Raw genomic sequence first — 13,597 nt, 5'->3', positions numbered from 1 at the left:
TCGCTTGAGCCATTAGAGCCAGCGCAGCAACTCGCACAACACACCCCCATGATGCGCCAATATTTGGCGCTTAAAGCACAACATCCGGATATGTTGCTGTTTTATCGTATGGGGGATTTTTACGAGCTCTTTTTTGATGACGCAGAAAAAGCTTCGCGTCTATTAGGCATTACCTTAACCCGTCGTGGTAGCAGTAATGGCGAGCCGATTAAAATGGCAGGTGTGCCTTATCATGCAGCCGAGCAGTATTTAGCGAAGCTTGCCAAAATGGGCGAAGCGGTGGCAATTTGTGAGCAAGTGGGCGATCCTGCTACCAGCAAAGGCCCGGTGGCGCGTGAGGTTGCGCGTATCCTGACGCCGGGTACGCTGACAGATGCCGCTTTGTTGGATGAAACGCGTGATCAGCCATTACTCAGTATCTATGCGGGTGATGGCGTCATTGGGTTGGCAAGGCTAAACCTAGCCTCAGGCGATTTTGTATTGAGTGAGGTTGCTACCGGCCAGTTATCGCAAGAACTAGAGCGCATCCATCCGGCGGAAATCGTATGTGAGGAAACATTTCAGCATGCGGCATTGGCTAACTATAAAGCACTTAAAAAATGTTTGGCGCCTTGGCAGTTTGATTTGGATGCCGCACAACGTACACTTACACAACAACTGAATACCTTGGATCTAGCCGGATTTGGTTGTCATGAAATGCCCGCGGCAATTGCCGCCGCCGGCGCTTTGTTAGACTATGTGAAGCATACACAGCGTACCGCATTGCCACATATCGTTGGTTTGTCGATTGAGCAAACCAGTCAATATGTGCAGCTAGATGCCGCTACCCGCCGTAATCTAGAAATTGATACCACAATCCGAGGCGAAGCCTCACCAACGTTGTATTCCCTACTCAATACCACACAAACTGCCATGGGCGCCAGATTACTGCGCCACTGGTTACACCATCCGTTGCGAGACAAAACGCATGTGCACATGCGTCACCATGCGGTTGCTGAGTTATTGCAAACCCATGCGTGGCAAACGCTGCAAGCAAGTTTAAAGCTAGTAGGCGATATTGAGCGCATTACTGCGCGCATCGCCCTGAAGACGGCAAGGCCACGCGATTTGTCCGGATTACGTGAGAGTTTATTACAGTTGCCTATGTTGCAAGCTGCACTCGCTAATTTGCAATGTACGTTGCTGCAAACCTTGGGCGCAAGTTTGCAGGCACCCAGCGCGGTGGTGGATACTTTAAAAAATGCCATCCGTGAAGCGCCTTCCGTAGTGTTACGCGAGGGCGGAGTGATTGCAGATGGCTACGATGCTGAACTAGATGAGTTGCGCAATCTTCAAACCAACCATGGCGATTTTTTACTCCAGTACGAGGCCGCAGAAAAGGCACGTACCGGGTTACAAAATCTAAAGGTTGAGTTTAATAGTGTGCATGGTTTTTATATTGAAATTAGCCGTGCACAAGCTGAGAATGCGCCCCCAGAATACCGTAGGCGCCAAACACTCAAAAATGTAGAGCGCTTTATTACCCCTGAGCTTAAAACGTTTGAAGACAAAGTCTTAAGTGCTAATGACAGAGCGCTGGCGCGCGAAAAAATGCTATATGAGCAAGTGCTGGAATCCTTGCTACCGCATATTCGCGCGTTGCATATGAATGCAGGTGCGGTGGCCAGTTTGGATGTATTGTGCTGCTTTGCCGAACGCGCGCAAGCATTGCACTACGTGCAGCCTATGTTTACGCAAGAGGCTGGCTTGTCCATCGTCTCAGGGCGACATCCTGTGGTCGAGAGCATCTCACAGCCTTATGTGTCCAACGATGTAACGCTGAATCCATATCGACAGTTGTTGCTGATTACCGGGCCGAATATGGGCGGTAAATCGACATTTATGCGCCAAACAGCGTTGATTGTATTGATGGCGTATTGCGGCTGCTTTGTACCGGCCAGTGTGGCCAATATTGGTGAGATTGATCGTATTTTCACCCGTATTGGCGCTTCGGATGATCTCGCTGGCGGGCGTTCTACTTTTATGGTGGAAATGACCGAGACGGCGAATATTCTGCACAATGCTACCGAAAAAAGCCTCGTGCTCTTAGATGAAATTGGGCGCGGTACCAGTACGTTTGATGGATTAAGTTTGGCATGGGCAGTGGCAAAACAATTGTTGGATAAAAATAAATCACTCACCTTGTTTGCTACGCATTATTTTGAGCTGACGCGCATTGTGGATGATGCCAAACATGCGGCCAATGTGCATCTGGATGCGGTGGAGCATGGCCAAGGCATTGTGTTCTTACATAAGGTAGAAGAGGGCGCTGCGAATCAAAGCTATGGTATTCAAGTAGCGCAATTAGCGGGCATTCCTAAAAGTGTTGTGCAGCTAGCGAAGCGTAAACTTTTACAATTAGAGAATAATCAAATTGCACAAAATGCGCATCAACCCGATATGTTTACGACTATTGAGGAACCGATGCCTGCGGCTATGCATCCAATTGTGGCGGAAATTGAAGCGCTACAACCAGATGACCTGACGCCTAAACAAGCATTAGAATTGCTGTATCAACTCAAAAAATCATTACATTAAAAGGATATCCATGAACAAACCAGCCATTACACAAACGACGATTCACGATGTGCTTGCTAACCGTTGGAGTCCACGTGCATATGATGCCAATAAGCCAGTTTCCCAAACACAAATTATTAGCTTGTTAGAAGCTGCACGTTGGGCGCCTTCTTGTTTTGGAGATCAACCTTGGCGCTTTGTGGTGTGCGATAAAACCACCAACCCAGACGCTTGGAAAAAGGCACTTGATTGCTTGGTGCCAAGTAATCAAACATGGGCACAACACGCACCAGTATTGCTGCTGATTTGTGCAAATACCTTGTTTGGACACAACCAAAAACCGAATCGTTGGGCGCCTTATGACACAGGTGCGGCAACAGAAAATCTATGCCTACAAGCAACCGCACTTGGCTTAGCTGCGCATCAGATGGGTGGATTTGATGTTGCGAAAGCGCAAACGGCTTTTGCGGTACCAGAACAATTTACGCTGATGTCTATGGTCACGATTGGATATGCAGGGTCTGCAGATAGCTTGCCTGAAGATTTGCGTGAACGTGAATTGGCACCAAGAGAGCGTCGCCCATTAGGTGAGTTATTTTTTAATGGGGCATGGGATAAAGCCATCCTCTAATAGATGGTTTTTGTGTATACGGTGCGCAAAAAACCACTTTGAAAACCTGCATTTTCAGTACATAAACTGCCGATTTTCATCATTTTTCGCATTGTCAACGCTGCGTTCGCCTACTTCTGTGTAGGTCTCTGTTAAAATAGACAATTATTTTAAGAAATATTAGGGGTTTTTGGTATGGCTGTGCTCACACTCAATAAAGCAAACTTTAAATCAACCATCGAAAACAATCCGTTTGTGATTGTCGATTTCTGGGCACCATGGTGTGATCCATGTGTGGCTTTTACCCCAACGTTTGAAGCCGCTGCAGAGAAAAACCCTGATATTGTCTTTGGTATGGTAAACACTGAGACTGACCCTGAAATTTCTGAGTATTTTGAAGTGAATCAAATCCCAGGCATTTTAGTGATTCGTGAGCAAGCTGGCATTCATGCCCAAGTAGGTGAAATTGGTGCGCCAGCTTTTGATGAAATTATCAAATGGGCACGTGAGTTTGACATGACGCCGGTACGTGAGTATTACGCGGCCAATCAAAAATAATCTACGGATACATGTGAATAAAAAAGCCACGCAACTGCGTGGCTTTTTTCTTATATCAACAATTAGAATCCGCCAGTTGTGATGATGCGAAACACATAAAAAGCGCCAATCGCCATCATGATATACATGGGAATGTCGCCTGCTTTTGTTTTTTCAGTTTTAGACGGAGAAGAAGTCCAACGATTAAAGAGCCAAGCTGCCGCAATAATCACAGGGATCATCAACAAGCCTACGGTTGACTCAAACAGGCTGCCGATCCAAGATTTGACGACACTACCATCTTTAAATAGCTCAATACCAAGACCTATCAGCCCAATCACCATCAGTAGAAATGAGATGATGGAACCTGCTGTGCCGACTTTGCTATTCGGGTTTATTTTGGCGTTTTTAGCGTACTTGTTCGGATCCATAGATGTGCCTCAGCAAAGTCTTACGTTAATTTTGCGCCAAATACTTAGCAGGATCAACGGATTTACCCTGCTGTCTAATTTCAAAGTGTAACTTCACCGTATTACTGTCGGTATTGCCCATTTCTGCAATTTTTTGGCCAGCGGTCACCTGCTGACCTTCTTTTACCAACAGCTTATTATTATGCGCGTAGACCGATAAAAAGGTTTTATTATGTTTGATGATGATGAGTTTGCCATAGCCGCGTAAATCAGAGCCACTATAAATCACTTTGCCGCCGCTGGCTGCCACAATGGCTTGGCCTGCAGTACCGGCAATATCAATGCCCTTATTAGAGGCTTCGTTAAAACTTGCTATCACTTTGCCGTTGGTTGGCCAAGACCAGGTCACTGCATCGTCGCCCGTTACTTTGCTCTCGGTAGGCTTGGTTGCAGCTGTGTCAGTGGCACTGGGTTTTACAGCTGGCGCAGGCTCTGTACCTTTGGGTGAGGCGCGATTAAGCGCTTCTATGCTATACGGTTCACGCATCGCCTTGGGTTGGTTAAGGATAGGCGTCACCGCTGGTGCTGTTGGTTTGGTTTCGGCAACCGGCTCAGTTTTAATGGGGGTGACCACTACACCATTTTCAGTCGTACTCACATTTTTCTCTGCATTGCCGTTGCTCGGCAAGATCAATTTTTGACCGACTCTAATAGGGTAAGGTGGTGTCAAGTTATTGGCGCTGGCAATTTCTTTATAGTCGTAACCAAACTCCAACCCAATCGCATATAGGGTGTCGCCTTTTTTTACAGTGTAACTGTTTGGGCGCCAATCACTACTGGCAGGCTCTTTTGCAACGGGAGCGCTTGGTTTATTGGCAGAGGTGTCACGGTCGATGACGGGTGCGGGTGGAATGCCTGCACAAGCGATTAAAGTCAGTGTGAGTATAACGAGTAGAGATTTCTGTAGCATGAGACTTTATGTACTTGTACCACCTAGAAGGGGAACAAATTTGACCGCTTCTAGTTTGGTTTGTTTAAATTCGGTAGGGGTGCGTTCAATCAGGTAAAGGGTTTGCGTGGTGGTGCCAACAGGAATAACCAAGCGGCCGCCCATGGCGAGTTGTGCCAATAACTCTTCAGGGATATGGCTAGCGGCGGCGGTGACAATGATGCCATTGAATGGCGCATAGTCAGTGAGGCCGATACTACCGTCCGCGTGATCCAGTTTGACATTGGTGCATTTGAGCGTGCGTAAATGACTGCGTGCTTTCATCACCAATGGGCGAATACGCTCCAGCGAAAATACCTCATTGGATACTTTGGACAGCACTGCAGTTTGATAGCCACATCCGGTACCAATCTCTAATACTTTATTGAGTGGCCCGCCATTGCGTAGCACCTCTGTCATGCGCGCCACAATATAAGGTTGTGAAATGGTTTGACCAAAACCAATCGGCAAGGAAACATCTTCATACGCACGGATAGACAAGGCTTCATCCACAAAAATATGTCTTGGAATCTCACCAATGGCCGAGAGTACGACTTCATCTTTAATGCCTTGCTCACGCAGGCGAGTCAGCATGCGATCACGTGTTCGCAATGAGGTCATGCCAATGCCAGATTTAGTTGTAGGCCTGAGTAATGCCATGGTAATTACTTCTGTATCCAATCGTTGAGTGCTGCAAGTTGCGTATGTTTGGTTAAATCTACTTGAATAGGCGAAATAGACACTTGCTGATGTGCAATGGCGTGAAAATCCGTACCTTCACCACCATCATTGGGTTGTCCGGCAGCGCCTACCCAATAGACAGTTTCCCCACGTGGTGTTTTAAGTTGTATTACTGGCTCAGCCTTATGGCGCTTGCCTAGGCGAGTGATTACACGCCCTTTAATCTCATCATAAGGCAGATCCGGCACATTGATGTTAAGCAATGTGGGTGAAGTCAGTGGTGTCTTGGCATAATGCTGCACCAGTTCTACTGTAATGCGTGCAGCTGTTTCAAAGTGGATAGCGTTATGCTGCGACATCGAAATGGCAAAAGAAGGAATGCCCAGCAAATAGCCTTCCATGGCGGCTGCGACGGTACCGGAGTAAATCGTGTCGTCCCCCATATTGGCGCCATCATTGATGCCGCTGATGACCATATCCGGCATCTCATCCATCAAGCCGGTTAAGGCAATGTGCACACAGTCGGTAGGGGTGCCATTGACGTAGTAAAAATTATGACTGGTTTTGCGTACACTCAGTGGGCGATCTAAGGTCAGCGAATTGCTGGCACCACTGCGGTTACGCTCGGGAGCCACTACGGTAATGTCGGCAATCTTGGCTAGGTGTGAAGCAAGGACGCTAAGGCCAGGCGCAAAGTAGCCGTCGTCATTAGAAATTAAAATTCGCATGCATTAATTATAATGGTTTTAAGCAGCTTGTCAGCGGGCAAATCACTTAAGGAAGCAAGAAATAAGTGGCTGCGCGGGTAAATTGCTGCGTTGCACGCTACTCGCAACCTCGCTGTATACTGCATACTATCTCGGTTTCTGCGTTCCGTGCGCCTTGCACTTTCCCCGCTCGCCGGTTATTTCTTGCTTCCTAAGCTTTTGTTTGAATGGTTTTTTATCCATTTTGCATAGAAAATAGCGCATCCAAAAAAAACGAGACTCAGAATGATCTCCAAACCAGCCAGCTTTGCCGATAAGCCATGCTCTGACCATGCTCTGACGGTGCCTTCGGTAAAGTAAAGCAAAATGAGCATGCTGGCCCATTGAAAGGTATAGCGCTTGCCTCTCAAAATGCCAAACAAAGGTACTAGGAGCGGCAGCACTTTAAGCACAAGCATGCTGCCGCCTGTTTTTAGCGGCGCTAGCCAAAGCTCCCAAGCCACACACAGCATAATTAGGGCGATTAAGCTGACGCTCGCCCCTAGATGAAGTAGGCGTATCATGTGCGGCACGCTTTAGCCATGGCCACCAGCGCAGTTCTTGCTTCTTCTGCATGGGTGATAGGTGTTTCAAAATCAAAGCGTAAACGTTGTGCGGTTTTGGTATGCGCCCGCACATCAAAGCCAAAGGTGTCTATACCAATCATCTCTGCTGCATTGGCGTGAACACCATGGTAGTGCTGGCAATAGGCCAATAGGTTGTGTGCGTGGTCGTGGTTCATGTGTTCAATAATGCTCTGCTCTTCAATCATCAGTGGATGCGTGGGTAATTGCATGTCAGTTCCATGCATCCAGCCCATTTTGCCAAAGCTAGCAATATAGCGCGCTTGCATGATGTACAGCGTATAAAACGTAAAGTCATGCATATCAAAATACTGTTCAGCTTGCGGCAGATAGCGTAAATAACGTTCACGCATCAGTGGGTTCTGCTTATCGGTTTGCTCCGCCTTGGCCAATAATGTTAGGCGTGCATTGGCTTGCAAGTCTTCGGCGCCGGCAAATACCAACAAAGAAACATGCGCATTGTGCGAGATATTTTTGGTGTGCTCGGCAATACTGCTAATCAAAATAGTCGGCATGCCTTGGTGATTGAGCACAAATGGCGCAACAGAGCCAAAAGGGTAACCTGTAAACTTGGCAGAATGCGTAGAGAGAATGCCGGAGTGGGTGCTAAATAAAAACCGCTGCGCTTCTAGGGTGAGTGACATATATAGGCTAACTCAGTTTTAACGCCGTTTCGGCCAAACGCTTACCCAACGCAATGCACAACTTACGTTCATCATCCGATATCGGGCGGTCATCCATACTGCCGCCAATATGGCTGGCACCATACGGTGTGCCACCTGTAGTGGTTGTGCTGAGTTGCGGCTCGGAATAAGGCAGACCAGTAATCAGCATACCGTGGTGTAGTAAAGGCAACATCATGGAGATTAAGGTGGTTTCATTGCCGCCATGCATAGAGCCGCTGGAGGTGAATACGGCGGCTGGTTTGCCGATCAGTGCGCCTTTTAGCCATAAGCCAGCAGTGCCGTCTAAAAAGTATTTCATCGGCGCTGCCATATTGCCAAAGCGGGTAGGGCTACCTAGTGCTAATCCTGCGCAAGCTTCCAGATCAGCTAGCTCAGCATAAGGTGCACCGCTGGTAGGAATATCCGGCTCTGTAGCTTCATGGTTGGCAGATACTTTAGGCACCGTGCGTACACGCGCTTTTGCGCCGTTAACGCTTTCCACGCCACGGGCAATCAGCTGCGCCATGTCACGTACGGCGCCACCTTGAGAGTAATACAACACTAGAATTTCTATCATGCACACTACTTTCTATCATGCTTTTTTCTATGATACTTTTGGATTGCGTTAGTCAAAGTCGAAACTATACACAACATCCAGCGCGTTTTCAGAGCCGGCTTTGGTTTCTATGGCCACTCTGCGCGTCAGCTGATAAGTGAGTTTAGCCACATTCAGTAAGCCAAACAAACTCTTTTCATAACCAATTACTAATTTACGATTAATGCGCTTACCGATGTTAACACTGTAGTTGGTGGCGTTGGTGCCTTTGACATCCAAGCTGTCAAATCCAACGATACCTGCAATCTTGGATTGTAACGGTACTGAGTCTCCTTGCGATAAGAGTGCACCTGCGGCCACTGAAAGCAACGCGAGTTCGCTACTGCCTGCTTCTGACATGGGGCGGCCAAGCACTAAGAGTGAAAGTTTGTCATCGTTACTGGTCTCCGGGTCCGAGACTAATTTCAGTTCTGGAGACTGGATATCGCCTGTGAGCTTCACGCCTACTTTGGTCGGCTCTAAATTGCGCATCGCTACAATGTTTAGGCCCGCGTTGGAAATAGGGCCGCTGAAGTTGATTTGCCCGGTTTCAATGTCTAATAATTGCCCGTAAGCCAAGTAGGTGCCATTGACTTCAAGCGCACCAAACGCCTGTAATTGCTGTAGATTGCCTGAGAGCTTCACTTGTCCGCTGAGTGCGCCGTTAAGCCCTTGTCCCCGCAGTAAAAAGTGATGTGCTTCATCGTAGGGCGCAGTTGGCTTACGCCCAAAATCAATGTTTAGCGCATCCAATACAAGTGCAATATTGGTCGGATTCTCTTCGGTTTGTTTGCCTAAAATGATGATATCGTCATCCAAGATAGGCTTGCCTGCTTTGGGCAATTCAAATAGCCCGTTGTGCACTTTAAATTGCCCGCTAATCAGCGCACGCCCACTTGCCAATTGCATATCGCCTTCACCACTCAGCACGATAAAGCGATCTGTGCGCGATAACGCAGTAAAGCGATTGGCCTCAACCTGCAGATTGAGCTGCGCTGGATTTTTGAACAGATTGGCTTGCCCCTGCGCGTGTAATGTGCCTGATTTACCTTCGAAATCCAGTTGGGTGATGGTGAGTGTTTCCTTGGCAAAGCTTGCACTGAGTGTGCCGTTGTTAAGTAACACCCCTTGGCTAGGGATTTGTACAGCTAAATGCTCGCCACGCAAATAGCCGTCTAATTCTGGCGCAGCTAACGTGCCATGGCCATCCAGTTTCAAATTCAACTGCCCATCCAAGGTGGTGCTCGCATCATGCAAGGCTAGCCAATTCAGGTGCTGTAAGTTTGCCTCTACATGCAATGCCAATGGTGCATTTCGGTTGAGTGCAAAGCCATGCGCAGTGCTAGTGAAGGTTGTGGCGGCACTGGCCTGAATGTTCCCGGCATGCTGTGATTCTATTGTGGCGCTGGCATTGAGCTGATTATTCACAATCTTGGATTGTAGGTGGATGGTACTCAACCCTAAGTTTTGTTTGGTTTTTTGAATTACATCATGCAATGTAATGTCGCCATCTGCACGTGTAAGCGTCATTTCTGCGTTGATTTGTTCGGCAATATCAACGTTCCATGCCCCGTTAAGCGTCAGACTTTGTTCTACATTGGGATTGGTCAACCCAAGGTAATCTTGTAATGCTTTGACTGGCAGTTGCTCAATGCGGCCCTGCGTATTGAAGCGCGCTTTTAGGGCAGGACTGTTGGCTGTTGCCGTCTGCGCCGAAAGGTAGTGCAAAGCGTCGAGCTGTATCATGCCTTCTTGCACTTTGAGTTGCATTTGCTGCATTGCAAAGCCGGTCTCTGCGCTATAACGCATAGGCGCAGGCTGCGCTAGACGTATGGAGGTTTGGTCACGACTAGTGAGCTTGCTTAACGTGCCTTGCCAACCTTGTGCTGATATTCCGCCTTCGATCACGCTATCTAAACCAAATGTTGCTTGCTGCGTGTCTGTATTCTCTGTGGAGAGTGTTAGCGTATGTTTGGCCAAGCTGCCATTCAGTGTTATCTGCGCGTTAATAGCATGGGTTGTTGCATCTGCTGAGGCGCCTTTGTGTAGCCCAGTGATGGTAATTTTGTTGTCTAAAGGCGCCTGCGCTATGGTAGAGAACTGACCTTGCGCCTGCACACTGCCAATCTGTATTGCATCTGGAAGACGAAGTTTTTCAGCCTGCAACTGGTAATGCGTTTGATAGTCATCACCACTGTGTGTGAGTTCGCCTTGACTGCTGATTTTTCCGGAGAGACCCGTCATAACTTGGCTGAGACTCGGCCAGTTGGCTTGCCAACGCAGCGTGTTATGCGATGGGTCATTGGCATTCAAACCACCTTCTACATGCAGGGTGTTACTGGCTAATTGTGCATCAAGATTGAGTGATGAAAGTACAAAATCCACGAGCGTCGCTTCTGCATTCAGGATGAGCGGATGCTGCTGTAATTGGCTGTCATGTGCTTGCAATAACACTTTGAGTGGTTGTTGACCACTCAACATGCCATCCGCAGTGAGTGAAAGATTGAGTTGGCCATTCAGTTGCGGGTGGATATGCGCGGCATTTAATGCTTGCAATGCAACCTCTAAATGCGCTGGCATCTGATCCTGCAAGCTAATGTCTGCAGTCAGTTTGATGAGATTGTCATGATGCAGATTGAGATCGGCCGGAACGATGGCAAAACCACTGTTTTCGGGCTGGTAAAGATGGTGTGCAGTGACGTGAATTTGCGCTAAGTCTCCGCTGATATTGGCTTTGAGCTGATAAGGCGTGCTGGCTTGTGTGTTCTGCGCACTCAGCCAGCCATTGAGTGCAAACGGCTTTTTATTCACCATGTCTACTGCGGTATGTAATTGCCCCCATGGGCTTTCTGAGACTTGTAACTCAAGCGCAAGCGTTTGGTCGTTAGCGTGTAGATTGAATTGAATCTGCTTGAGTGTTTGCGATTCGTCCGCTTGTACAATCGTCAACTCATCGATCAGCCCCTGTTGCAATTGAATAGGTAAGGGCAATGCAATATTGGCAGGAAGTGTATTGGAGGTTGATGGATTGGCTGCTTTAGGTGATGGCTTAAACGTCAGACTGGCGCGTTTGGCATGAAACCGCGAGACCGTGAGCTCGCCAGCAGTGTTTAAGCTGATTGATAGATTGGAGTCGATACGATCGACTCGCAGAATAGCGTTGCCCAAATCCATTTCAAGCGCACTGAGGTTTGAATACACCAGTAAGTTGGCTGCCAGTACCATTTGTGGCGTGATGATGAGCGACAGGCACAGCGCAAATACGCTGCATGTGCGCAACAACGCGTAAAGCATAACCGGCCAGCGCGAACGCGATTGCAAGTGTGGTATACGTAAATTCATCTATTAAAAACTCACACCTAAATTAAAGTGCAGACGATAGTCTTTGGTTTCTTCACCATAGGCGATATCGGCACCCACCGGGCCCACCGGACTTTTCCAGCGCACCCCTAAGCCATAACCATACGCAGGTCTGTAATCGTGCCAAGAGTTGGCTGCATTACCAAAATCCACAAACGCTGCGGCGCCCCAGGATGAGGTAAACCACTGCACTAGCTCGGTGCTGCCGGTAAGCAGTACGCGCCCGCCCAGTATGGCATCACCATCTTTTACGCCCAATGCCTGGAACGCATAGCCACGTACGGATTGATCGCCACCAGCACGAAACAAATAAGTCGCAGGTACGCTGTCAGAACCTGTGACCACGCCAACCTCTAACCGACCTAAAAACTGTGTATTTTGGCCCAGCGGATAAAAGCCTTGTAACTTGGCTTGTGATTGTAAGAATCGCCCATCAGATAAGCGTTCGATTGGCGCCACCTGAAACTGCGAGCTAAAAATCACCCCTTTGGTCGGAATCAGGTCATGGTCTAAACGCCGCAGGCTTAAGCCATAAGCAAACGTAGCGGCTTTGTTAAACTCTGTAGACTCACCATCAATAGACAGAAATTCGTACAGCAAGTTGGCACCGATAAACTGCTCAAAGTTACGATCGCCCCAGCTACGCTTGACGCCATTATTAACGGCCGTTGTGATTTGGCCTTCTACATTGGTACGTACCAAGCTGTTGTTAATGCTGTCGCGGTAGCCACTGGCATCCGTCATGAGCTTGATGCTGGAAGTGGCTGCTTGCAGCCGCTGTTCAAGCCGCAATGAGGTATCCCACAATAAGCCGCGCTCAAATAAGTTACGGTCTGTGTAGTTTAAAACCACGCGTGCACCGGTGTTAGTGCTTGCACCCACGCCAATGCTCACACTTTGTTGTTCGCGCTCTTGCACATTCACCACCACATCGGCTAACCCATCTTGGTTAGGCTTCTGAGTGGTTGCGCTGACAGTCACCCGATTAAACTTACCGGTTTCTTGTAAGGTGTTTTGAAGTTTGAGCAGTGTACTTTGACTATATGGCATGCCCGACTCAATGGGATTGAGATTACGCACCAGCGATTCCGGATAATGGTGAAGACCTTCAATGACCAAATCACCCAAACGTATACCAATACCGCTATCGACAGTTAAATTGAGTTTGGCTTGATGCGTTTCTGGGTCGATGATGGCTTGGCTAGATTCAATCTTGGCATTGGGGTAGCGCTCTCCCAGCATGGCAGTCAGTAATGCGCGCTTGGCTTCTGACCAACCTTGCTGTGTGAATGGCGTGCCTTTGGGCAGCCGCCAGCCTTGCGTTAATGTGGTGGATGATGGGGATTGATCTGCCGGCGCATGCGCAATTTCACCTTTGAATATCAGGCTAACCTCTTGCACCTGTGTTCTTGGGTTGGGGGTAATCACAAAAACCGCTTCATTCGTATCTTGCGTTGGCGAGGATTCGATGTTTACCTCTGCTGAAAAATATCCCTCTGTTTCCAGTAACTCTTTGATCTCTTTAGGCGCTTCTTGCACAAGTCGCAGCCATTCCGCCTGATTTAACCGTGTGTTTTCTAATGCCTCATGAATCGTCAAATGCGTTTTGAGCAAGTCTTGCAGGGCGTCTGTATCTATTGTTTGGTCAGGCGCCAGTGAGATTTTGAAGGTGGTTGCGTATGGTGAGTTTTTTTTGATGTGCAGCAGTGTGCTGGTGTCAGCAAGGCTGACGGATGTGCTGCATAAGCAAAATACGCACAACAGTAATCGCACGCCAGCACGTAATAGCGCCCAACGATGCTTTAAATACTGAATGTGCGTGATTAAAACGATAGGCTTCACACCTTAAAAACAATTAGGAAGTT

General features: G+C 48.1%; 12 protein-coding genes. 3 read left to right on the top strand and 9 right to left on the bottom strand.

Annotated features, from left to right (window positions below; translation table 11 throughout):
- The first annotated feature begins 48 nt into the window (after positions 1-48).
- The 3 genes from mutS (at position 49) to A3Q3_RS0105190 (ending at position 3,724) form a co-directional block, all read left to right on the top strand.
- A complete protein-coding gene (gene mutS / locus A3Q3_RS0105205) occupies positions 49-2,577 on the top strand; it encodes a DNA mismatch repair protein MutS (RefSeq protein ID WP_033425056.1) in 2,529 nt (842 codons plus the stop codon).
- Positions 2,578-2,587: 10 nt separating this feature from the next.
- A complete protein-coding gene (locus tag A3Q3_RS0105200) occupies positions 2,588-3,187 on the top strand; it encodes a nitroreductase family protein (protein ID WP_020182515.1) in 600 nt (199 codons plus the stop codon).
- Positions 3,188-3,361: 174 nt separating this feature from the next.
- Positions 3,362-3,724, top strand: coding sequence for a co-chaperone YbbN (locus tag A3Q3_RS0105190; protein ID WP_020182514.1), 363 nt, complete (start codon positions 3,362-3,364; stop codon positions 3,722-3,724).
- 62 nt (positions 3,725-3,786) lie between these two features.
- On the opposite strand, the gene A3Q3_RS0105185 is transcribed toward A3Q3_RS0105190, so the two are convergent.
- The 9 genes from A3Q3_RS0105185 to A3Q3_RS0105145 all read right to left on the bottom strand — a co-directional run bounded on the left by A3Q3_RS0105185 (position 3,787) and on the right by A3Q3_RS0105145 (position 13,574).
- A complete protein-coding gene (locus tag A3Q3_RS0105185; RefSeq protein ID WP_020182513.1) occupies positions 3,787-4,134 on the bottom strand; it encodes a hypothetical protein in 348 nt (115 codons plus the stop codon).
- Between the two features lie 25 nt (positions 4,135-4,159).
- Positions 4,160-5,083, bottom strand: coding sequence for a peptidoglycan DD-metalloendopeptidase family protein (locus A3Q3_RS0105180; RefSeq protein WP_020182512.1), 924 nt, complete (start codon positions 5,081-5,083; stop codon positions 4,160-4,162).
- A 6-nt stretch (positions 5,084-5,089) separates the two neighbouring features.
- The gene (locus tag A3Q3_RS0105175; protein WP_025224654.1) at positions 5,090-5,761 is read right to left on the bottom strand and encodes a protein-L-isoaspartate(D-aspartate) O-methyltransferase; all 672 of its coding nucleotides are present in this window, start codon (positions 5,759-5,761) and stop codon (positions 5,090-5,092) included.
- A gap of 5 nt (positions 5,762-5,766) precedes the next feature.
- A complete protein-coding gene (gene surE / locus A3Q3_RS0105170) occupies positions 5,767-6,510 on the bottom strand; it encodes a 5'/3'-nucleotidase SurE (RefSeq protein ID WP_020182510.1) in 744 nt (247 codons plus the stop codon).
- Positions 6,511-6,686: 176 nt separating this feature from the next.
- Positions 6,687-7,052 (bottom strand): DUF2069 domain-containing protein, encoded by a 366-nt coding sequence (locus A3Q3_RS0105165; protein ID WP_026361768.1) that lies wholly within the window; start codon positions 7,050-7,052, stop codon positions 6,687-6,689.
- On the bottom strand, positions 7,049-7,756 hold the full coding sequence (locus A3Q3_RS0105160; RefSeq protein WP_020182508.1) for a HugZ family protein: 708 nt from the start codon (positions 7,754-7,756) through the stop codon (positions 7,049-7,051). The genes A3Q3_RS0105165 and A3Q3_RS0105160 overlap by 4 nt, the downstream gene beginning before the upstream one ends.
- A gap of 7 nt (positions 7,757-7,763) precedes the next feature.
- Entirely contained in the window at positions 7,764-8,354 is a 591-nt protein-coding gene (wrbA, locus tag A3Q3_RS0105155; RefSeq protein ID WP_020182507.1) for an NAD(P)H:quinone oxidoreductase, read from the bottom strand.
- A 48-nt stretch (positions 8,355-8,402) separates the two neighbouring features.
- Positions 8,403-11,714: a translocation/assembly module TamB domain-containing protein gene (locus tag A3Q3_RS0105150; RefSeq protein ID WP_020182506.1), complete on the bottom strand. Its 3,312-nt coding sequence runs from the start codon at positions 11,712-11,714 to the stop codon at positions 8,403-8,405.
- Positions 11,715-11,717: 3 nt separating this feature from the next.
- Positions 11,718-13,574, bottom strand: coding sequence for an autotransporter assembly complex family protein (locus tag A3Q3_RS0105145; protein ID WP_020182505.1), 1,857 nt, complete (start codon positions 13,572-13,574; stop codon positions 11,718-11,720).
- Positions 13,575-13,597: the final 23 nt, after the last annotated feature.

The sequence above is a fragment of the Methylotenera sp. 1P/1 genome (assembly GCF_000384355.1).
Taxonomy (GTDB): domain Bacteria; phylum Pseudomonadota; class Gammaproteobacteria; order Burkholderiales; family Methylophilaceae; genus Methylophilus.
The sequence above is the reverse complement of the archived record's forward strand: the minus strand, read 5'-3'. Positions and strand labels throughout refer to the sequence as shown.